Source organism: Streptomyces sp. NRRL WC-3605, assembly GCF_001509795.1.
GTDB classification, from domain to species: domain Bacteria; phylum Actinomycetota; class Actinomycetes; order Streptomycetales; family Streptomycetaceae; genus Streptomyces; species Streptomyces viridochromogenes.
On record NZ_LLZN01000041.1, the window covers coordinates 62,048 to 82,198 of the forward strand.

Annotated in this window: 18 protein-coding genes; 7 read left to right on the forward strand and 11 right to left on the reverse strand. The window is 72.7% G+C overall.

The window, feature by feature from the left end; genetic code table 11:
• Nucleotides 1-83 precede the first annotated feature (83 nt).
• Entirely contained in the window at nt 84-692 is a 609-nt protein-coding gene (locus tag ADL34_RS08735) for a TetR/AcrR family transcriptional regulator (protein WP_062665584.1), read from the reverse strand.
• Between the two features lie 108 nt (nt 693-800).
• On the opposite strand from ADL34_RS08735, the gene ADL34_RS08740 reads away from it, so the two are divergent.
• A complete protein-coding gene (locus ADL34_RS08740; RefSeq protein ID WP_062665586.1) occupies nt 801-2,318 on the forward strand; it encodes a cytochrome P450 in 1,518 nt (505 codons plus the stop codon).
• Here ADL34_RS08740 and ADL34_RS08745 read toward each other — a convergent pair.
• The 9 genes from ADL34_RS08745 to ADL34_RS08785 all read right to left on the reverse strand — a co-directional run bounded on the left by ADL34_RS08745 (nt 2,280) and on the right by ADL34_RS08785 (nt 11,516).
• Nucleotides 2,280-3,110, reverse strand: a complete 831-nt coding sequence (locus ADL34_RS08745) for a pentapeptide repeat-containing protein (protein WP_400094050.1) — start codon at nt 3,108-3,110, stop codon at nt 2,280-2,282. The genes ADL34_RS08740 and ADL34_RS08745 overlap by 39 nt on opposite strands.
• A 50-nt stretch (nt 3,111-3,160) precedes the next feature.
• The gene (locus ADL34_RS08750; protein ID WP_062665590.1) at nt 3,161-3,907 is read right to left on the reverse strand and encodes a PIG-L deacetylase family protein; all 747 of its coding nucleotides are present in this window, start codon (nt 3,905-3,907) and stop codon (nt 3,161-3,163) included.
• Nucleotides 3,908-3,935: 28 nt separating this feature from the next.
• Nucleotides 3,936-5,240 carry an alpha/beta fold hydrolase gene (locus tag ADL34_RS08755; RefSeq protein ID WP_062665592.1) on the reverse strand — a complete coding sequence of 435 codons (1,305 nt, stop codon included), beginning with the start codon at nt 5,238-5,240 and terminating at the stop codon, nt 3,936-3,938.
• Between the two features lie 102 nt (nt 5,241-5,342).
• Entirely contained in the window at nt 5,343-6,368 is a 1,026-nt protein-coding gene (locus ADL34_RS08760; protein WP_062665594.1) for a LacI family DNA-binding transcriptional regulator, read from the reverse strand.
• Between the two features lie 150 nt (nt 6,369-6,518).
• Entirely contained in the window at nt 6,519-6,839 is a 321-nt protein-coding gene (locus tag ADL34_RS08765; RefSeq protein WP_062665596.1) for an L-rhamnose mutarotase, read from the reverse strand.
• Nucleotides 6,840-6,856: 17 nt separating this feature from the next.
• On the reverse strand, nt 6,857-7,939 hold the full coding sequence (gene rhaS / locus ADL34_RS08770; RefSeq protein ID WP_062665598.1) for a rhamnose ABC transporter substrate-binding protein: 1,083 nt from the start codon (nt 7,937-7,939) through the stop codon (nt 6,857-6,859).
• 37 nt (nt 7,940-7,976) lie between these two features.
• Complete coding sequence (locus ADL34_RS08775) at nt 7,977-8,969, reverse strand: ABC transporter permease (RefSeq protein WP_062665599.1); 993 nt, start codon at nt 8,967-8,969, stop codon at nt 7,977-7,979.
• On the reverse strand, nt 8,962-10,002 hold the full coding sequence (locus tag ADL34_RS08780; RefSeq protein WP_062665601.1) for an ABC transporter permease: 1,041 nt from the start codon (nt 10,000-10,002) through the stop codon (nt 8,962-8,964). Before ADL34_RS08780 ends, ADL34_RS08775 begins: the two co-directional genes overlap by 8 nt.
• Nucleotides 9,999-11,516 carry a sugar ABC transporter ATP-binding protein gene (locus ADL34_RS08785; RefSeq protein ID WP_062665603.1) on the reverse strand — a complete coding sequence of 506 codons (1,518 nt, stop codon included), beginning with the start codon at nt 11,514-11,516 and terminating at the stop codon, nt 9,999-10,001. The genes ADL34_RS08780 and ADL34_RS08785 overlap by 4 nt, the downstream gene beginning before the upstream one ends.
• 282 nt (nt 11,517-11,798) lie before the next feature.
• On the opposite strand from ADL34_RS08785, the gene rhaI reads away from it, so the two are divergent.
• From rhaI to ADL34_RS08815, 6 genes are all read left to right on the forward strand, one after another.
• A complete protein-coding gene (rhaI, locus tag ADL34_RS08790) occupies nt 11,799-12,959 on the forward strand; it encodes an L-rhamnose isomerase (RefSeq protein ID WP_062665605.1) in 1,161 nt (386 codons plus the stop codon).
• A gap of 115 nt (nt 12,960-13,074) precedes the next feature.
• Nucleotides 13,075-15,111, forward strand: a complete 2,037-nt coding sequence (locus tag ADL34_RS08795) for a bifunctional rhamnulose-1-phosphate aldolase/short-chain dehydrogenase (RefSeq protein WP_062665608.1) — start codon at nt 13,075-13,077, stop codon at nt 15,109-15,111.
• Nucleotides 15,112-15,167: 56 nt separating this feature from the next.
• Nucleotides 15,168-16,556: a rhamnulokinase gene (locus ADL34_RS08800; RefSeq protein ID WP_199835548.1), complete on the forward strand. Its 1,389-nt coding sequence runs from the start codon at nt 15,168-15,170 to the stop codon at nt 16,554-16,556.
• Between the two features lie 70 nt (nt 16,557-16,626).
• Nucleotides 16,627-17,382: a (Fe-S)-binding protein gene (locus tag ADL34_RS08805; protein ID WP_062665612.1), complete on the forward strand. Its 756-nt coding sequence runs from the start codon at nt 16,627-16,629 to the stop codon at nt 17,380-17,382.
• Nucleotides 17,379-18,857, forward strand: a complete 1,479-nt coding sequence (locus ADL34_RS08810; RefSeq protein WP_062665614.1) for a LutB/LldF family L-lactate oxidation iron-sulfur protein — start codon at nt 17,379-17,381, stop codon at nt 18,855-18,857. The genes ADL34_RS08805 and ADL34_RS08810 overlap by 4 nt, the downstream gene beginning before the upstream one ends.
• Complete coding sequence (locus ADL34_RS08815; RefSeq protein ID WP_062665616.1) at nt 18,854-19,498, forward strand: LutC/YkgG family protein; 645 nt, start codon at nt 18,854-18,856, stop codon at nt 19,496-19,498. The genes ADL34_RS08810 and ADL34_RS08815 overlap by 4 nt, the downstream gene beginning before the upstream one ends.
• A gap of 14 nt (nt 19,499-19,512) precedes the next feature.
• Here ADL34_RS08815 and ADL34_RS08820 read toward each other — a convergent pair whose 3' ends face one another.
• Complete coding sequence (locus tag ADL34_RS08820) at nt 19,513-20,082, reverse strand: TetR/AcrR family transcriptional regulator (RefSeq protein ID WP_062665618.1); 570 nt, start codon at nt 20,080-20,082, stop codon at nt 19,513-19,515.
• Nucleotides 20,083-20,151 lie beyond the last annotated feature (69 nt).

A 20,151-nucleotide genomic window follows, 5' to 3' on the forward strand; every position in this document is an offset into this window, starting at 1 on the left:
CCTCCTCTTAGGTAAGCCTTGCCTAACCTATCGGAGATCGAGGCGCACGCCAACCAGCCCCGCCCGTCCGGGTCGTGCCGGGGTCAGGAGGTGAGCACACCCAGCAGCGCGCGGACGCACAGGTCCCGCACCTGTTCCCGGGTCAGGTCCTCGCGCCGCAGCCACTCCAGGCAGACGGCCGTGGTGAATGCCAGCCAGCCCCGCACGGCGAGACGGACCTCCGGGCGCTCCCGCGCGGCCGGGCCGAACTCGGGGTCGGCGGCCAGCGCCTCCAGGATCTGCTTCTCCTGCGCGGCCAGGGCGCGCCGGTAGACCGAGCGCACGGCCTGGTCGCCCGCCGCGTCGGCGCGGTGGAAGGCCCGGTAGCCGTGGGCGTGGGCCTCGACGTACCCGAGGAACGTGTCGAGGCTCGCCGAGAGCTGGTCGCGCACCGGGACGCCGGGCTCGGCCGCGGTCATCCGCAGCATGCGCTCGCTCTCCCGCTCGACGACGGCCGCGAAGAAGTCCCGCTTCGTCGGGAAGTAGTGGTAGAGCAGCCCGCGCGAGACCCCGGCGATCTCCGCCACCTGCTCGATCCACACCTCGTCGTACGGGTGCTCCGAGAACAGGCGGGCGCCGACGGCGAGCAGTTGGGCCCGCCGCTCCTCGGTGCCGAGCCGGCGGCGTACGCGCTCCCCCTGGTTCCCGGCCATGCGCGCACCTTACTTGACGGGGCTTCGGCGGCGGGCCCAGACTGTGGCGCGTTATTGAACCCACGTACAACGAGCCCGAACTGCCGCCCCACCGAGGGAGATCGCGTCATGGCGGAGACGACGACCGGCACCGGTCTGCCGAAGGGGTTCCGCGGGGCCGAGCAGGGCTGGCCCGAGCTGTCGCGCATACCCCACCCCCCGTACCGCGTCCCGCTGGTCGGCGATGTGGTGGGCGCCAGCCGGCACACCCCGCTGCAGGACTCCCTGCGGCTCGCGCGGCGGCTCGGCCCGATCTTCCGGCGCCGGGTGCTGAACAGGGAGTTCGTGTTCGTCGCGGGCGCCGCGCTCGCCGCCGACATGGCGGACGAGTCCCGGTTCGCCAAGCACGTCGGCCTGGGCATCGCCAATCTGCGGCCGGTCGCCGGCGACGGCCTGTTCACCGCGTACAACCACGAGCCCAACTGGCAGCTCGCGCACGACGTCCTGGCCCCGGGGTTCAGCCGGGAGGCCATGGCGGGCTACCACCCGATGATGCTCGACGTGGCCGGCCGGCTCATGGACCAGTGGGACCGGGCGCAGGAGGCCGGGCTGACCGTCGACGTGCCCGGCGACATGACCAGGCTGACCCTGGAGACCATCGCCCGCACCGGGTTCGGCCATGACTTCGGCTCCTTCGAGCGGTCCCGGCCGCATCCCTTCGTGACGGCGATGGTGGGCACCCTCACCCACGCCCAGCGCCTGAACTCCGTACCGGTGCCGTGGCTGCTGCGGCGGGCCGCGCGGCGCAACGACGCCGACATCGCGTTCCTGAACCACACCGTCGACGAGCTGATCCGCGCGCGCCGCGCGGACGGGCCCGGCGACGGGGACCTGCTGGACCGCATGCTCGCGACCGCGCACCCGGAGACCGGCGAGCGGCTCTCCGCGCTCAACGTCCGCCGCCAGGTGATCACCTTCCTCGTGGCCGGTCACGAGACCACGTCGGGCGCGCTGTCCTTCGCGTTGCACCACCTCTCCCGGCACCCCGACGTCGCGGCCCGCGCCCGCGCCGAGGTCGACCGCGTCTGGGGCGGCACGGAGGCGCCTGGGTACGAGCAGGTGGCCCGGCTGCGCTACGTGCGCCGGGTGCTGGACGAAGCGCTGCGGTTGTGGCCGACGGCGCCCGCCTTCGCCCGGGAGGCCCGCGAGGACACCGTGCTGGGCGGGGAGCATCCGATGCGGCGGGGCGGCTGGGCACTGGTACTCACGCCGACGGTGCACCGGGACCCGGAGGTCTGGGGCTCGGACGCGGAGCGCTTCGACCCCGACCGGTTCGACCCGCGGGCGGTGCGGACGCGGGCGGCGCACACCTTCAAGCCGTTCGGGACGGGCGCCCGGGCGTGCATCGGACGGCAGTTCGCGCTGCACGAGGCGACGCTCGTGCTGGGCCTGCTGCTGCGCCGGTACGACTTCCGGGCCGATCCCGCGTACCGGCTGCGGGTCACGGAACGGCTGACCCTGATGCCGGAGGGACTGCGGCTGGGCCTGGAGCGGCGGACGGCCGCGCCCGCGCCGGCCGAGGACCTCACGTCCGTGCAGGGAGACGACTCAGCCCCGCGCTGCCCAGCGCGCCGGGCGGGAGACTGAGCCGGGCAGCCGCGTCCCGGCGCTCCCCCGCGCCGCGTTCACCTGCGGCTGGGTCAGGAAGAAGGCGTCCGTCAGATCGGCGTCCGTGAGGTCGGTGTCGCGCAGATCGGCGCCGATGAGGTCCGCCCCGCGCAGATCGGCACCGGTCAGGTCGGCCGCGATGAGGTAGGCGCCGCGCAGGTCGGCCCCGCGCAGATCGGCGCCCCGGAGCCGGGCGCCCATCAGGTCGGCGCCCCTGCGGTTCTTCCCACGGCCCCGCACCCCCGCGCGGGCCAGCTCGCTCGTCCTGAGCAGAAGCACGTTCACCCGCTGCCGGTGGGCGGCGACGTCGAGCGCTGCCAGGTCCTCCGGAGTCCCGAGGGTGAGGGTTTCCGTGGCCTCCACGAGTGCGCGCAGGTCGGCGCGCAGCGGGCGGGCGGCGGGCAGGGACAGGGCCTCTGTGAGGTACCAGAGCAGTTCGTGCAGCTGCCGGACGACGGGGAACACGTCGGACATCTTCCGGGCGCGGTCCGCCGGACCCCGGCGCCAGTCCTCCCCGCCGAACGTGACCTGCGAGACCTTCTGCCCGGCGCCGAAGCAGTCGTAGACCGTGCAGCCGTTGAAGCCCGTGTCGCGCAGCCGGGCGTGGATGCCGCAGCGGTGGTCGTCGAGGAGATTGCGGCAGGGCGTCCCGGCGGCCTTGTCCACCGCGAAGTCCGCGGAGGCGGAGAAGGGCAGCGCTACACAGCACAGCCCGAAACAGTTCGCGCAGTCGCCACGCAGTTCGGCGAGGGCACCGGGGTGATCTTGCATGTCTCTCATCCTAGGCGGCGGACCGGTGCGGCCCGTGCGGGGCGGACGCCTCAGCCGCGCGGGAAGAGCTCGAACGCCACCGCCGGGCGGCCGCCGAACCGCTCGCCCGTCGCCGTGGCGTTCGCGGTGAGGAAGCGGCGGGCGTAGGACTCCGGGTCCTCGTCCGTCAGCACCTCGATGTAGGTGCGGTGTTCGAGCAGGGAGCGCACCGCCCGGTCGAGTCCGGCCGCGGCGTCCACCGCGTGCGTGGGCGAGCTGGAGCCGGCGACCGCGACCCACCGGACGCCGTCCCAGGGTTCGAGGCTCTGCTCGGTGAGCTCGGGGAAGATCCAGCGGTTGCCGGCGTCGCCCGCGGCGTCCAGGGTGGCCCGGCCGACCGCCACATGGTCCGGGGTGTTCCAGGCGACGCCGCCCCAGGTGTCCCGGTGGTTGAGGGTGATCACCAGCTCGGGCCGGTGGCGGCGGATCGCGGCGGCGATGTCGCGGCGCAGCGCGGTGCCGTACTCGATGACGCCGTCCGCGTGGTCCAGGAACTCGACCGCCGTGACACCGACGACCGCGGCGCTGGCCCGCTGCTCGCGTTCGCGCAGCGGGCCGCACTTGGCCGGTTCCAGGGTGTCGATGCCGGCCTCCCCGCGGGTCGCGAGGACGTAGGCGACCTCACGGCCCGCGTCGGTCCAGGCGGCGATGGCGGCGGAGCAGCCGTACTCCAGGTCGTCCGGGTGGGCGACGACGGCGAGGGCCCGCTGCCAGTCCTCGGGCATGGGCTGCAGCTGAGGGGGCGTCGGCTCGGTCATGCCCGCACCCTAACCCGTGGGCGGCGCGTCACGCCTCGTCGCGGGTGAGGGCGAGCAGCCGGTCCAGCACCCGGGGGCCGCCGGCGCGGACGCCGTCGTGCTCGAACTCGTCGGTGACCCAGGTGCGCAGTCCGCGGACGGCGCGGGCGGTGGCCAGGGAGTGCGCGGTGTCGACGTACATGTCGTCGTGGTAGACGGCCGCCGCGACCGGGACCTCGTTGACGGCGAGGCGCGCCGGGTCGTACAGGGGGGTCCAGTCGGTGCGGGCGGCGAGGATCTCGGCGGTGTCGCGCAGCGGGCGCAGCGCCGGGTCGCAGTCGAACATCCAGGGGTGGATCGATTCGCCGGTGAAGAGCAGCGGCCCGTCCCCGGCGAGCGTCTTCGCCGCGTCGAACTGCGGGAACTCGGCGCGCACCCGCTCGGCGGCCCAGGCGGTGGGCCGGGCGTCCTGAGCGTAGATCGCCTCGTGGACGAGCGCGTACAGCGGGTGCCCGGCGTACGACAGCAGGCCCTGGACCTCCTCCTGGAAGGCGTCCGACAGGGCGGTCCCGCCCGAGGTGCGGACGAAGGCGTCCTCCAGGAGGTAGTGCAGCCGGTGGCTGCCCTCGCTGCCGCCGAGGAGGATGCCGAGCGACTGGAAGGCCTCGGCGGTCAGGCGGTAGCCGTTCGGCAGGACGACGTCGTGTGCGAGGAGGTGGTCGGCGATCCGGCGGGCCCGCTCGACGTCCTGCGGGTAGCGGGCGTAGTGCGCGGCGACCTTGCGCTCGATGCGCGGGTAGGCGGCCCGGTAGACGTCGTCGGCGTGCGCGTCCAGGGAGGGCAGCCCGCCGGTGACGACTGCGGCGGTCAGGGCCTCCGGGGCGGTGGAGAGATAGGTGACCGTGCAGAACCCGCCGAAGCTCTGGCCGAGGACGGTCCAGGGGGCGCCGCCGGTCACCTCCCGGCGGATCAGCTCGCAGTCGCGGACGATCGAGTCGGCGCGGAAGTGCGTGAGGTGGTCGGCCTGTTCGGCGGGGCCGCCGCGCAGCGGGAGCGTCTGGCGGTTGGCGGGCGTGGAGTGCCCGGTGCCGCGCTGGTCGAGCAGCAGGACCCGGAACTCCTTGAGCGCGCGGCCGAGCCAGGCGCCGCCCTTCCCGACGAAACGGTTCGCCCCGAAGCCGGGGCCGCCCTGGAGGTAGACCAGCCACGGCAGGTCCTGGTGCGCCTTGTCCCCGGCGACGACCTCCCGGGCGAACAGCTCGATCGTCTCCCCCGTCGGGCGGGAGTGGTCGAGCGGCACGGTGAAGCGTCGGTCGGTGAGGACGACGCCGGGCTGGCGGTAGCTGACGGACAACGGTGCTCCCGGGACGGAGGTTTTTTCGGGCCGCGTCCCAGTTCAGCACATGTTCGTCCGCCGGGTGAGCCCCGGGATCATGAAATCGTACTGAACGGCGGATCAGCGTGCGGCGAGCGAGGACCGCCGCACCACGAGTTCCGGCTGCAGGACGACCCGGCGGTGCTCGTGCGTCCGGGCACCCGTCTGCGCCTCGGTCTCCTCCAGCAGCATCTCCGCGGCCAGCCTCCCCATGGTGACGGCCGGCTGCCGTACGGAGGTCAGCGGGACGGCCGCCGCGGCGGCGAACTCGATGTCGTCGTACCCGACGATGGCCAGGTCGTCGGGGACGCCGACGCCGGCCGCGTACAGGGCCTGGAGCACGCCGAGGGCGAGCAGGTCGTTGGCGCAGAACACGGCGGTCGGCCGGTCCGCGAGGCCGAGCAGGCGGGCCCCGGCGTCCCGGCCGGCGGCCACGTCGAGCCGTTCGGTCGGCAGTTCCCGCAGGTGCCCGGGGCCGAGGCCGGCCTCCTCCAGCGCGTTCAGGGCGCCGGTGCGGCGGTCGCGGACCTGGTTGAGGCCGGGCGGGCCGCTGACGTAGGCGATGGAGCGGTGCCCGGCGTCCACGAGATGCCGTACGGCGAGCGCGCCGCCCGCGACGTCGTCCACGGAGACCGAGCACTCCGTGGTGCCCTCGGCGACGCGGTCGACCAGGACGAACGGGATGTTGTGCCGCCGGAACGCCTCGATGTTGCGGCTGGTGGCGTCGGCCGGGGTGAGCAGCACGCCCCGCACCCGCTGCTCGGCGAACAGGGACAGGTAGTCGGCCTCCTCGCTCGCGCTCTGCGCGCTGTTGCAGACCATCACGCCGAGCCCGGCGTCGCGGGCCGTCCGCTCGGCGCCGCGGGCCACGTCGACGAAGAAGGGGTTGCCCATGTCGAGGACGAGCAGGCCCATGATCCGGCTGCGGCCGGCGCGCAGTTGGCGGGCGGACTCGCTGCGGACGTAGCCCAGGCGGTCGATCGCGGACTGCACCCGCGCCCGGGTCTCGGTCGCGACCGACTCCGGGCGGTTGATCACGTTGGAGACCGTGCCGACGGAGACTCCGGCGGCGCGGGCGACGTCCTTGATACCCACCGACTGGGCCATCGGGCAGGGACCTCCAGTAGAGACGGAACACGACAGGGGCGGCGGGAAGGGGCTTCACATTACCGTCATGCCGCCCACGGCCGACCGCGCTCGGGCGGGCAGGCGGGCAGGCGGACGCCCGAGGGTGCGCACCGGCGCGGACGTCCCGGCTCAGGCCAGATGGAAGACCTCGGTGAGGGGCTTCATGGCCGCGTCGGGTCCGGCGCCGTCCAGCGACTCGAAGAAGGGCGCCATCTCCGCCTGCCAGCGGGCGTTGACGTCGGTGGCCTCCATGCCGGCCCGGGCGGCGGCGAAGTCCTCGGTCTCCAGGTAGCCGACCAGCAGGCCGTCCTCCCGCAGGAAGAGCGAGTAGTTGTGCCAGCCGGTGGCCGAGAGCGCCTGAAGCATCTCGGGCCACACGGCCGCGTGCCGCTCGCGGTACGCGTCGAGGCGGTCCGCCCGGACCTTGAGCAGGAAGCACACGCGCTGCATCAACGCCCCCTCCGTTTCTAGAAGTTGAACTGGTCGATGTTCTTCGCGTCGAAGACGGTCGGCTTGCCGAGGCTGATCACGCCGTCCTCACCGATCGTGTACTCGCCCATGCCGCCGGCCGTGAAGGTCTCGCCCTCCTTGCCGGTGATCTGCCCGGAGGCCAGGGCGACGGCGGTCCGCGCGGCCAGTTCGCCGAGCTTCGCCGGGTCCCAGAGCTCGAACGCCTCGACGGTGCCGTTCTTGACGTACTTGCGCATGTCGTTGGGGGTGCCGAGGCCCGTCAGCCTGACCTTGCCCTTGTACTTGGAGCCCGACAGGTACTGGGCGGCGGCCTTGATGCCGACGGTGGTCGGGGAGATGATCCCCTTCAGGTCCGGGAACTCCTGGAGCAGGCCCTGGGTCTGCTGGAAGGACTTCTGGGCGTCGTCGTCGCCGTAGGCGACCTTGACGAGCTTGACGTCCTTGTACTTCGGGTCCTTCAGCTCCTTCTTCATGAAGTCGATCCAGACGTTCTGGTTGGTCGCGGTCTGCGCGGCGGACAGGATCGCGATCTCGCCCTTGTAGCCGATCTGTTCGGCGAGCAGCTGCACCTCGGTGCGGCCGAGGTCCTCGGCGGACGCCTGCGAGACGAAGGCGTTGCGGCAGTCGGCCTTGGTGTCGGAGTCGTAGGTGACGACCTTGACGCCGTTCTTCATGGCCTGCTTGAGCGCGGTGCACAGGGCGCCGGGGTCCTGCGCGGAGACGGCCATCGCGTCGACCTGCTGTTGGGTGAGGGTGTTGACGTACGACACCTGCCCGGCGGTGTCGGTGGCACTGCTCGGCCCGACCTCCTTGTAGCTGGAGCCCAGTTCCTTCAGGGCCGCCTCGCCGCCCTTGTCGGCGGAGGTGAAGTACGGGTTGTTGACCTGCTTGGGCAGGAAGCCGACGGTCAGTCCCTTCTTCAGCTCGGCGTTCGGGTCGGCCTTGCCGGCCGTGGCGGCGGAGGCACCCTCGTTCTCGACGTCCTCCTTGGTGGTGCCGCCACAGGCGGTGGCCGCGAGGGCGAGGGAGGTGACGGCGGCGAGGGCCGCGCAGGCACGGCTCAGGGATGACTTGCGCATGGCGGTGGGTCCTTTACGGGGAGGAAAGGGCTGGACGTTACGAGGTCGGGGCCGAGGCGGCTCTGCGGCCCGCCCTCGCCACGGAGATCTGGCGCGCGACCCGGGGGCCGAGCACGGACAGCACGAGCAGGACACCGGTGACGACGATCTGCGACTGGGCGGAGACGTCCTTGAGGCTCATCACGTTCTGCAGGGCACCGATCAGGAACACCCCGGCGACGGCACCGCCCAGCGTGCCCTTGCCCCCGTCGAAGTCGATCCCGCCGAGCAGCACGGCGGCGACGACCGACAGTTCGAGCCCGGTGGCGTTGTCGTAGCGGGCGGACGCGTAGTGCAGCGCCCAGAAGATCCCGGTGAGCGAGGCCATCAGGCCCGTCACCGTGAACAGGATCAGCTTCTGCCGCCTCACCCGGATCCCTGTGAATCGCGCGGCCTCCTCGCTCGCGCCGATCGCGAACAGCGACCGCCCGAACGGGGTGGCGTGCAGGGCGACGACGGCGATCGCGAGCAGCACGAGGAAGGGCAGGAACGCGTACGGGAGGAACGTGTCGCCGATCCGTCCGGCCGCGAAGTCCAGGTACTGCGCGGGGAAGTCGGTCACCGCGTCCGACCCGAGCACGATCTGCGCGACACCGCGGTACGCGGCGAGGGTGCCGATGGTGACGGCGAGGGACGGCAGGCCCAGCCTGGTGACGAGCAGGCCGTTGACCAGGCCGCACACCACGCCGAGCAGCAGGCAGATCGGGATGATCGTCTCGATCGCCATGCCCTGGTTCCACAGGGCGCCCATCACGGCCCCGGACAGACCGGCGGTCGAGGCGACCGAGAGGTCGATCTCCCCGGCGACGACCAGCAGCGTCATCGGCAGCGCGATGAGGGCGATGGGGAGGGTGTTGCCGATCAGGAACGACAGGTTGAGCGCGTTGCCGAAGCCGTCGACGGTGCCGAACGACAGCAGGAGCACGACGACGAGGAGGGCGCCGACGACCGTGTCCCAGCGAACGGCGCGCGCGAGGGGGGAGTCAGCCATGGCGAGCGTTCCTCTTCTTCAGGGCGGTGGCCACGCGCAGCGCGACGATCCGGTCGACGGTGATGGCGAGGAGGAGCAGGACGCCGTTGATGGCGAGCACCCAGACGGAGCTGACGCCGAGGGCGGGCAGCACGCTGTTGATCGAGGTGAGCAGCAGCGCGCCGAGGGCGGCGCCGTAGACGCTGCCGGAGCCGCCGGTGAAGACGACGCCGCCGACCACGACGGCGCTGACGACGGTGAGTTCGTAGCCGCTGCCGGTGCCGGAGTCGACGTTGCCGAAGCGGGCCAGGTACAGGGCGCCCGCGAGTCCGGCGAGCGCGCCGCAGAAGATGTAGGCGGCGAGGATGCGCCGGCGCACGGGGATGCCGGCGAGGCGGGCGGCCTCGGGGTTGGAGCCGAGGGCGTACAGTTCCCGTCCGCTGCCGTAGTGCTTCAAGCAGTACGCGGTGGCGACGAGGACGGCGAGGGCGATCAGGGCCGGCCAGGGCACCGCCCACACCCCGCCGGAGCCGAAGTCGACGAAGCCGTCGGGGAGGGCGGAGGCGACGATCTGGCGGGAGCCGACCCAGAGGGAGTCGACGCCGCGGATGATGTAGAGGGTGCCGAGGGTGACGACGAGCGCGGGGACCTGGCCGAGGCTGACGAGCAGGCCGTTCAGCAGGCCGAAGCCGACACCCATGAGGACGGCGAGCAGCACGGCGACGACCGGGTTCCCGCCGCCCTGGAGGTAGAGGCCGGCGGCGAAGGCGCTGATGCCGAGGGTGGAGCCGACGGACAGGTCGACGTTCCGGGTGATCACCACCAGGGACTGCCCGGTGGCGACCAGGACGAGGATGGTGGCGTTCAGCAGCAGGTCCTTGATGCCCTGCTCGGTGAGGAACTCACTGTTCCCCAGCTGGGTGACGGCGATCATCACCAGGAGGACGGCCAGGATGGCGAATTCGCGCATCTTGAAGACCCGGTCGACCAGGCGGGTGCCGCTGGACGCCGGCACGTCGGTCACGGGGGCCTTGTCGGGGGTGGTCACCGTCATGCGGCGGCCCTCCCGGTGGCTGCGGCCATCACGGTTTCCTCGGTGGCTTCGGAGCGCGGGAGCTCGGCGGTCAGCCGTCCCTCGTGCATGACGAGCACGCGGTCGGCCATGCCGAGGATCTCGGGCAGGTCGGAGGAGATCATCAGGACGGCGACGCCGTCGGCGGCGAGTTCGCCGAGCAGCCGGTGCACCTCGGCCTTGGTGCCGACGTCGATGCCCCGGGTGGGTTCGTCGACGATCAGCACCTCGGGCCGGGTGGCGAGCCACTTGGCGAGGACGACCTTCTGCTGGTTGCCGCCGGACAGGGTGGAGACGGCGTCGGCGATCCGGGCGTACTTGACCTGGAGCCTGACGGCCCAGTCGAGGGAGCGGCTGCGTTCGGCGCCACGGTCCATCAGGCCGGCCCGCACGGTCGAACGCAGCCCGGTGAGGCCGATGTTGCGCTCGATGGACAGGTCCATCACGAGGCCCTGGGCGCGCCGGTCCTCGGGGACGAGGGCGAGTCCGTTGGCCATGGCGGTGGACGGGGCGCCGCTGGTGAGGGGCCTGCCGCCGACGTGGACCTCGCCGGCGTCCCATCGGTCGATGCCGAAGACGGCCCGGGCGACCTCGGTGCGTCCGGCGCCGACGAGTCCCGCGAGGCCGACGATCTCCCCGCGCCGGACGTCGAAGGAGACGTCGGTGAAGACGCCCTCGCGGGTCAGCCGCCGCACGCTGAGGGCGACTTCGCCCGGTGCGACGTCCTGCTTGGGGTAGAGCTCGTCGAGGTCCCGGCCGACCATGCGGCGTACGAGGTCGTCCTCGGTCATGCCGTCCACCGGCTCGCTCGCGACGAAGGCCCCGTCCCGCAGGGTGGTGACCCGGTGGCAGATCTGGAAGATCTCCTCCAGCCGGTGGGAGATGAACAGGACGGCGGCGCCCTGGTCGCGCAGGGTGCGTACGACGCCGAAGAGGCGGGCGACCTCGCTGCCGGTGAGGGCGGCGGTCGGCTCGTCCATGATCAGGACGCGGGCGTCGAAGGACAGCGCCTTGGCGATCTCGACGATCTGCTGGTCGGCGATGGACAGGCCGCGCGCGGGGCGGTCGGGGTCGAGCGTGACGCCGAGCCGTGCCATCAGGGCCAGGGTGGCCTCGTGGGTGGCCCGGTGGTCGATACGGCCGAGGGAGCGCCGCGGCCGGCGGCCCATGAAGATGTTCTCGGCGATCGACAGGTCGGGGAAGAGGGTGGGCTCCTGGTAGATCACGGCGATGCCGGCGTCGCGGGCGTCACCGGGTCCGTGGAAGACGACGGGCGAGCCGTCGAGCAGCACCTGGCCGCTGTCGGGCCGGTGCACACCGGCGAGCGTCTTGATCAGGGTCGACTTGCCGGCGCCGTTCTCGCCTGCGAGGGCGTGCACCTCCCCGGGGGACAGCTCCAGGGAGACGTCCCGCAGGGCGCGGACCGCGCCGAAGGACTTGGAGACGTCCCTGAGCGCCAGAACCGGGGCCGGACCCGTGGTGGACGGGTGGGTCATTGGGGGCTCCTCGACGACACCGGCGGGACGGCCCTCCCGGCGTCGTGAAAGGTTTCAACTCGGTTGCCGGGACGTTAGGCACGGACCCCATGTCACGTCAATGGGTGCGGGGCGAAATATTGCGACGCCGGTCGATCGCCGCCATGTCACGGGAAAGTGACGGCGGCACGGGGGTTGACACCCCTTCAGGCGGCTCATACGTTCCCGTTCTGAATCGTTTCACAGTGAAGCGTTCAGTTCGCTCCCCCACCGATCCAGGTCCCGACGTCACAGGAGCCCTCAGTGACCGAGCTCGCCGCGGTGAAGGCCGCACTCAAGTCCCAGGCCGTCGAGACGCCGTCGTGGGCGTACGGGAACTCGGGGACGCGTTTCAAGGTCTTCGCCCAGCAGGGCGTGCCGCGCTCGCCGCGGGAGAAGCTGGACGACGCCGCCAAGGTGCACGAGTTCACCGGGGTGGCGCCCACCGTCGCCCTGCACATCCCGTGGGACCGGGTCGACGACTACGCGGCGCTGGCCCGGCACGCCGAGGAGCGCGGGCTGCGGCTGGGCGCGATCAACTCCAACACCTTCCAGGACGACGCCTACCGCCTCGGCAGCGTCTGCCACCCCGACGCGGGCGTGCGCCGCAAGGCGGTCGACCATCTGCTGGAGTGCGTCGACATCATGGACGCCACCGGCTCGCGGGACCTGAAGCTGTGGTTCGCCGACGGCACCAACTACCCCGGCCAGGACGACATCCGCGCCCGTCAGGACCGGCTGGCCGAGGCGCTGGCCGAGGTGTACGGGCGGCTCGGCGAGGGCCAGCGGATGCTGCTGGAGTACAAGCTGTTCGAGCCGGCCTTCTACACGACCGACGTCCCGGACTGGGGCACGGCGTACGCGCACTGCCTGAAGCTCGGCCCGAAGGCGCGGGTCGTGGTCGACACCGGCCATCACGCGCCGGGCACCAACATCGAGTTCATCGTCGCGACGCTGCTGCGGGAGGACCGGCTCGGCGCCTTCGACTTCAACTCGCGCTTCTACGCCGACGACGACCTGATGGTGGGCGCCGCCGACCCCTTCCAGCTCTTCCGGATCATGTACGAGGTGGTCCGCGGCGACGGCCTCGGCTCCGACGTGGCCTTCATGCTCGACCAGTGCCACAACATCGAGGCGAAGATCCCGGCGATCATCCGGTCGGTGATGAACGTGCAGGAGGCCACGGCGAAGGCACTGCTCGTGGACCGCGCCGCCCTGGCCGGCGCGCAGGCCGCCGGGGACGTGCTCGGGGCGAACGCCGTGCTGATGGACGCGTACAACACGGATGTGCGGCCGTTGCTGCGCGAGGTGCGCGAGGAGATGGGGCTGGATCCCGATCCGATGGGGGCGTACGCCCGGTCCGGGTGGGCCGAGAAGATCGTGGCCGAGCGGGTGGGAGGCGAGCAGGCGGGGTGGGGGGCGTAGGCGTCCGCCGGGTTCTCGTTCCTCGCGGACCGCGGGTTCGCGGGGGCTTGCCGCACAGTTCCCCGCGCCCCTGGAGGCGCGTTCCGCTCACCCTCTTCCTCAAGGACTGGTTGCCATGGTTCACCGTGAAGTCGCTGCTCTGCTTGCCCGGTCTCGTCGGCTGGGCGCCGACCCCCGCAACACCAACTACGCCGGCGGCAACGCCTCCGCCAAGGGCACCGGGACCGATCCCGTCACCGGCGGGGACGTCGAGCTGATGTGGGTCAAGGGGTCCGGGGGCGACCTCGGGACGCTGACCGAGGGCGGGCTGGCCGTACTGCGGCTCGACCGGCTGCGGGCGCTGAAGGGCGTCTACCCCGGTGTGGAGCGCGAGGACGAGATGGTCGCCGCGTTCGACTACTGCCTGCACGGCAAGGGCGGCGCCGCGCCCTCCATCGACACCGCCATGCACGGCCTGGTCGACGCCACGCACGTGGACCATCTGCACCCGGACTCCGGGATCGCGCTCGCGTGCGCGGCCGACGGGGAGAAGCTGACGGCGGAGTGCTTCGGCGACACCGTGGTGTGGGTGCCGTGGCGGCGGCCCGGGTTCCAGCTCGGCCTGGACATCGCCGCCGTGAAGGAGGCCAACCCGCGCGCGATCGGCTGTGTGCTCGGCGGGCACGGCATCACGGCCTGGGGCGACACCTCCGAGGAGTGCGAGGGCAACGCGCTGCGCATCATCCGCGGCGCCGAGGCGTTCCTCGCCGAGCGGGGGAAGACCGAGCCCTTCGGGCCGGTCCTCTCTGGGTTCGAGCCGCTGCCGGAGGCCGAGCGGCGGGAGCGGGCGGCGGCGCTGGCGCCGTACGTGCGGGCCGTCGCCTCACGGGACCGGCCGCAGGTCGGGCACTTCGACGACTCGGAGACCGTGCTCGACTTCCTGGCGCGGGCCGAGCATCCCCGGCTCGCCTCGCTGGGCACCTCCTGCCCCGACCACTTCCTGCGCACCAAGGTGCGGCCGCTGGTCCTGGACCTGCCGCCCACCGCGCCGCTGGACGAGGCCCTGGCCCGGCTGGCGGAGCTGCACGCCGCATACCGCGAGGAGTACGCCGCCTACTACCGGCGGCACGCCCTGCCGGACTCCCCCGCCATGCGCGGGGCGGATCCGGCGATCGTGCTGGTGCCGGGGGTCGGCATGTTCAGCTTCGGCAAGGACAAGCAGACCGCACGGGTGGCGGGCGAGTTCTACGTCAACGCCGTCAACGTGATGCGCGGCGCCGAGGCGGTCTCCGCCTACGCGCCCATCGAGGAGACGGAGAAGTTCCGCATCGAGTACTGGGAGCTGGAGGAGGCCAAGCTGCGGCGGATGCCGCCGCCCAAGGCGCTGGCGACCCGGATCGCACTGGTGACCGGCGCCGGCAGCGGGATCGGCAAGGCGATCGCGCACCGGCTGGCCGCCGAGGGCGCGTGCGTGGTCGTCGCGGACCTGGACGGCGAGAGCGCCGCCGCCGTCGCCGAGGAACTGGGCGGTCCCGACCGGGCCGTGGCCGTGACGGTGGACGTCACCGACGAGGAGCAGATCGCCGCCGCCTTCCGGTCCGCCGTCCTCGCGTTCGGCGGTGTGGACCTCGTCGTGAACAACGCGGGCATCTCCATCTCCAAGCCGCTGCTGGAGACCTCGGCGCGGGACTGGGACCTCCAGCACGCCATCATGGCGCGCGGCTCCTTCCTCGTGTCCCGGGAGGCGGCCCGCGTGATGACGGCGCAGGGACTCGGCGGCGACATCGTCTACATCGCTTCCAAGAACGGCGTGTTCGCCGGCCCGAACAACATCGCGTACGGCGCCACCAAGGCCGACCAGGCCCACCAGGTGCGGCTGCTCGCCGCCGAACTCGGTGAGCACGGCATCCGGGTCAACGGGATCAACCCGGACGGCGTGGTGCGCGGTTCGGGCATCTTCGCCGGCGGCTGGGGCGCCCGGCGGGCCGCGGTGTACGGGGTGGAGGAGGCGAAGCTGGGCGAGTTCTACGCCCAGCGGACCCTGCTCAAGCGTGAGGTGCTGCCCGAGCACGTCGCCAACGCCGTGTTCGCGCTGACCGGCGGCGAGCTGACCCACACCACCGGCCTGCACATCCCGGTCGACGCCGGTGTCGCGGCCGCGTTCCTGCGGTGAGCGCGGGCGTGCGGGCGTACGCGGCGGTCGACCTCGGCGCGTCCAGCGGGCGCGTCATGACCGGCCGGGTCGGCCCCGGCACCCTGGAGCTGACCGAGGCGCACCGCTTCCCCAACCGGCCCGTACGGGTTCCGGAAGGGCTGCGCTGGGACGTCCTCGGCCTGTACGCGGGAGTGCTGGACGGGCTCCGGGCGGCCGGGCGGGTCGACTCCGTCGGCATCGACAGCTGGGCCGTGGACTACGGGCTGCTGGACGCGGACGGGGCGCTGCTCGGCAACCCCGTGCACTACCGGGACGCCAGGACGGACGGGGTCGCGCGGACGGTGTGGGAGACCCTGCCCGCCGCCGAGCTGTACGCGGCGACGGGGCTGCAGTACGCACCGTTCAACACTTTGTACCAGCTGGCGGCCGCCCGTGACTCCGCGCAACTGGCGCGGGCGCAACGGCTGTTGCTCATCCCGGACCTGATCGCCTACTGGCTGACCGGCGAGCAGGGCACCGAGCTGACCAACGCCTCCACCACCCAGTTGATCGACCCGCGCACCCGTGACTGGGCGTACGGTGTGGCCGCGCGGCTGGGCGTGGACCTGAGCCTGTTCGCGCCGCTGCGCGCCCCGGGCGACCCGGCGGGACTGCTGCGCGAGGAGGTGCTGGAGGAGACCGGGCTCACCGGGCCGGTGCCGGTGACGGCGGTCGGCTCGCACGACACGGCGTCCGCGGTGGCGGCCGTCCCGGCCGAGGGCGAGCGGTTCGCGTACATCTGCACGGGCACCTGGTCGCTGGCCGGTCTGGAACTGCGGGCGCCGGTCCTGACGGAGGAGAGCCGGGCCGCCAACTTCACCAACGAGCTGGGCCTGGACGGCACGGTCCGCTACCTGCGGAACATCATGGGGCTCTGGCTGCTCCAGGAGTGCCTGCGGGCCTGGGGCACCCCCGACCTGGACGGGCTGCTGGAGGAGGCGGCCCGGGTGCCCCCGCTGCGGTCGGTCGTGGACGCGGGAGACGCGGCGTTCCTGGCGCCGGGCCGGATGCCGGAGCGCATCGCCGCGGCCTGCCGGTCGTCCGGGCAACCGGTGCCCGCGTCCCCCGCCGAGATCACGCGCTGCATCCTGGACTCCCTCGCGCTGGCGCACCGGCGGGCCGTCCTGGACGCGCAGCGGCTCGCCGGTCACCCGGTGGACGTGGTGCACGTCGTGGGCGGCGGGGCGCGCAACGCGCTGCTGTGCCGGCTGACGGCCGACGCGTGCGGGCTGCCCGTGGTGGCCGGCCCGGCCGAGGCGGCCGCCTTCGGCAACGTCCTCGTCCAGGCGCGCGCCCACGGGCTGGTGGGCGGCCTGGCAGACGGGCGGCGCCTGCTGCGCCGCACCCAGCCGCTCGCCCGCTACGAGCCCGGCGGGGACCCGGCGCGCTGGGCGGCGGCGGAGGCCCGGCTCGCCAGGGCGTGAGCGGTCTCCCCGTGAGCGTGCCGCCGCACTACCCTGCACTCGTCCGATGACCGACCCCGAAGGAGCCGCGATGCGTGTCGCCCTGTTCCTGACCTGCGTCAACGACACGCTCTATCCGGACACCGGGCGTGCCGTGGTGAAACTGCTGACCAGGCTGGGTGTCGAGGTCGACTTCCCGATGGCGCAGACCTGTTGCGGGCAGGCGCACTACAACACCGGCTACCGGCATGAGGCCGAGCCGCTGGCCCGGCATTTCTCCGATGTCTTCGGGGAGTACGACGCGATCGTCACCCCGTCGGGGTCGTGCGGGGCGATGGTGCGGGAACTGTATCCGCGGATGGGTGAGCGGGCCCGGGCGGAGGGGCGCGGCGACACGCTCGCGGCCACGCTGGCGCCGGTGGTGCCCAGGACGTACGAGCTGACGGAGTTCCTGGTGGACGTGCTGGAGGTGACGGACGTCGGCGCGTACTACCCGCACCGGGTGACGTATCACCCGACCTGTCACGGGCTGCGGTCGCTGCGGCTCGGCGAACGGCCGCTGCGGCTGCTGCGGGCCGTCGAGGGCCTGGAGCTGGCCGAACTGCCGGGCGCTGACGAGTGCTGCGGCTTCGGCGGCACGTTCGCCCTGAAGAACGCGGACGTCTCGGCGGCGATGGGCGCCGACAAGGTGCGCAACGCCGAGTCGACGGGTGCCGAGGTGCTGTGCGCGGCCGACAACTCCTGTCTGATGCACATCGGCGGCACGATGGCCCGGCTGCGCACGGGAATGCGGCCGGTGCACATCGCGGAGATCCTGGCGAGCACGAAGGAGGACCCGGCCGTATGAGTGGCACGTTCGTCGGGATGCCGGCGTTCCCCGAGGCCGCCCGGGAGGCGGTGCGCGACGCGACGCTGCGGGGCAACCTGCGGCACGCCACGCACACCATCCGCGCCAAGCGCGCCAAGGCGGTCGCGGAGGTGCCGGACTGGGACCGGCTGCGGGAGGCGGGCAAGCGGATCAAGGACCACACGCTGCTTCATCTCGACCGCTACCTGGAGCAGTTGGAGGCGTCGGTCACGGCGGCCGGCGGGACCGTGCACTGGGCGGCGGACGCCGAGGAGGCCAACCGGATCGTGGCCGGTCTGGTCAAGGCGACCGGCGAGTCGGAGGTCGTCAAGGTCAAGTCGATGGCCACCCAGGAGATCGGCCTGAACGAGGCGCTGGAGGCGGAGGGCATCCGCGCCTACGAGACCGATCTCGCCGAGCTGATCGTGCAGTTGGGAAAGGACCGGCCCTCGCACATCCTCGTCCCGGCGATCCACCGCAACCGGGGTGAGATCCGGGACATCTTCCGCCGCGAGATGGGCGCGTGGGGCCGCCCCGCCCCGGACGGGCTGACGGACACGCCCGCCGAACTGGCCGAGGCGGCCCGGCTGCATCTGCGGGAGAAGTTCCTGCGGGCGAAGGTGGGGATCTCCGGCGCCAACTTCATGGTGGCCGAGACCGGCACCCTGGTCGTCGTGGAGTCCGAGGGCAACGGGCGGATGTGCCTGACGCTGCCCGAGACGCTGATCTCGGTGGTCGGCATCGAGAAGATCGTGCCCACCTGGCGGGACCTGGAGGTGTTCCTGCAGACGCTCCCCCGCTCCTCCACCGCCGAGCGCATGAACCCGTACACGTCGATGTGGACCGGGACGACCGACGGGGACGGGCCGCGCGCCTTCCATCTGGTGCTGCTCGACAACGGGCGCACCGACACGCTGGCCGACGAGGTGGGCCGGCAGGCGCTGCGCTGCATCCGCTGCTCGGCCTGCCTCAACGTGTGCCCGGTGTACGAGCGGGCGGGCGGGCACGCCTACGGCTCGGTCTACCCGGGCCCGATCGGCGCCATCCTCAGCCCGCAGCTGCGCGGCACGGGCAGTGAGATCGACGCGTCGCTGCCGTACGCCTCGTCGCTGTGCGGTGCCTGCTACGAGGTGTGTCCGGTCGCCATCGACATCCCGGAGGTGCTGGTGCATCTGCGGGAGCGGGTCGTCGAGGGCGGCCAGGTGACCTCGCGGGGCGACAAGGTGGTCCTGAAGCCGGCCAAGGGGCACGCGGCCGAGCGCGCGGCGATGCGGGCGGCGCGCTGGGCGTTCAGCCACCCGGGCGCCCTGCGCACCGGCCAGCGGCTCGCCTCGCGCACCCGGCGGCTGCATCCGCGGACACTGCCCGGCCCAGGCAGGGCGTGGAGCGGGACGCGCGATCTGCCGGAGGTGCCCGCGGAGCCGTTCCGGGACTGGTGGCGGCGGACGGACGGCGGAAAGGACGGGGTGAAGTGAGCGCCAGGGAGCGGATTCTGGGCCGGGTGCGGCGTGCGCTGGCGGACGTGCCGAGGGACGACACCCCGTACGAGCGGGCGGTCGTCCGTGACTATCTGCGCGAGCACGGTGAGCGCACCGTCGAGCAGACGGTGGACCTGCTGGCGGAGAACCTGGCCGACTACCGGGCGGTGGTGCACCGTACGGACTTCGACGAGCTGCCGTACCTGGTCATGCGGCTGCTCGCCGAGCGCGGCTCGCAGTACGTGCTCGTCCCGCCCGGCCTGCCGCCGGAATGGATGTCGGCCGCCGATCCCACGCGTATCCACGACCGGGCCGTGAGCACACCCCAGGAACTCGACCGGGTGGAGAGCGTGGTCACGGGCTGCGCGGTCGCGATCGCCGAGACGGGCACGATCGTCCTGGACGGCTCGCCCGACCAGGGCCGGCGCCGGATCACCCTCGTCCCCGACCACCACATCTGTGTGGTCCGGGTCCCGGAGCAGGTCGTGTCGTCCGTCCCCCAGGCGCTCGAACGCCTGGACCCGGCCCGCCCGCTCACCTGGATCTCCGGGCCGTCGGCGACCAGTGACATCGAGCTGGACCGCGTGGAGGGGGTGCACGGCCCGCGCACCCTGGAGGTGGTGCTGCTGCCGTCCTGACGGCCCGCCGTACGTCAGGCCAGGCCGGACGCGTCCAGGAGCAGCGTCACCGTCTCCGTGGTCAGTCCGTCCAGGGTCTCGACGCGGGACCCCGCGCGCGCGTTGGCGCCGTCGAAGACCAGCATGAGCTGACGGGACAGCAGTTCCGGGTCGCGGGCTCCGCCCTGCTGGGCCAGGGCGCGGAAGTGGTCCCTCATCCCGTCCTTGGCGCCCCGGGCGACGACGCTGGCCGGATGCTCGGGGTCCTTCAGCTCGACCAGCGCGGCGAGGTAGGGGCAGCCCTGGTAGCCGGGCTGGGCGGCGCTCTTCTCCAGGCGCTCGAACACGTGCAGGATGCGCTCGCGCGGGGTGCCGGGCTCCTGCTCGGGGAGGATCAGCTGGGCCTCGTACTCGGGGCGCCGGCGCTCCAGGCTGGCGGCCAGGACCTCGTCCTTGGAGGCGAACAGCTGGTACATGGACCGCTTCGAGACCCCGGCGGTGCGGCACAGCGTCTCGACGCCGATGGAGACGCCGTCGCGGTAGAAGAGCTCGGACGCCGCGTCGAGGAGCCGGTCCCGCGTGGACGCCTTGTCTGATGTGGCCATACCCGCGAGGGTACCGCGCGCGGGACCGTCGGGAAACCGATCGGTGTACCACCTTCCGGCGCCGGGAGC

What these genes read in the sequence shown, in the direction of transcription:
- rhaS (WP_062665598.1), bottom strand. Translation starts at nt 7,939, where the DNA reads ATGCGCAAGTCATCCCTGAGCCGTGCCTGCGCGGCCCTCGCCGCCGTC.
- ADL34_RS08765 (WP_062665596.1), bottom strand. Translation starts at nt 6,839, where the DNA reads ATGCAGCGCGTGTGCTTCCTGCTCAAGGTCCGGGCGGACCGCCTCGAC.
- ADL34_RS08810 (WP_062665614.1), top strand. Translation starts at nt 17,379, where the DNA reads ATGAGTGGCACGTTCGTCGGGATGCCGGCGTTCCCCGAGGCCGCCCGG.
- ADL34_RS08760 (WP_062665594.1), bottom strand. Translation starts at nt 6,368, where the DNA reads ATGGCCCAGTCGGTGGGTATCAAGGACGTCGCCCGCGCCGCCGGAGTC.
- ADL34_RS08800 (WP_199835548.1), top strand. Translation starts at nt 15,168, where the DNA reads ATGACCGGCCGGGTCGGCCCCGGCACCCTGGAGCTGACCGAGGCGCAC.
- ADL34_RS08780 (WP_062665601.1), bottom strand. Translation starts at nt 10,002, where the DNA reads ATGACGGTGACCACCCCCGACAAGGCCCCCGTGACCGACGTGCCGGCG.
- ADL34_RS08785 (WP_062665603.1), bottom strand. Translation starts at nt 11,516, where the DNA reads ATGACCCACCCGTCCACCACGGGTCCGGCCCCGGTTCTGGCGCTCAGG.
- ADL34_RS08735 (WP_062665584.1), bottom strand. Translation starts at nt 692, where the DNA reads ATGGCCGGGAACCAGGGGGAGCGCGTACGCCGCCGGCTCGGCACCGAG.
- ADL34_RS08820 (WP_062665618.1), bottom strand. Translation starts at nt 20,082, where the DNA reads ATGGCCACATCAGACAAGGCGTCCACGCGGGACCGGCTCCTCGACGCG.
- ADL34_RS08750 (WP_062665590.1), bottom strand. Translation starts at nt 3,907, where the DNA reads ATGACCGAGCCGACGCCCCCTCAGCTGCAGCCCATGCCCGAGGACTGG.
- ADL34_RS08805 (WP_062665612.1), top strand. Translation starts at nt 16,627, where the DNA reads ATGCGTGTCGCCCTGTTCCTGACCTGCGTCAACGACACGCTCTATCCG.
- ADL34_RS08745 (WP_400094050.1), bottom strand. Translation starts at nt 3,110, where the DNA reads ATGCAAGATCACCCCGGTGCCCTCGCCGAACTGCGTGGCGACTGCGCG.
- ADL34_RS08795 (WP_062665608.1), top strand. Translation starts at nt 13,075, where the DNA reads ATGGTTCACCGTGAAGTCGCTGCTCTGCTTGCCCGGTCTCGTCGGCTG.
- ADL34_RS08740 (WP_062665586.1), top strand. Translation starts at nt 801, where the DNA reads ATGGCGGAGACGACGACCGGCACCGGTCTGCCGAAGGGGTTCCGCGGG.
- ADL34_RS08775 (WP_062665599.1), bottom strand. Translation starts at nt 8,969, where the DNA reads ATGGCTGACTCCCCCCTCGCGCGCGCCGTTCGCTGGGACACGGTCGTC.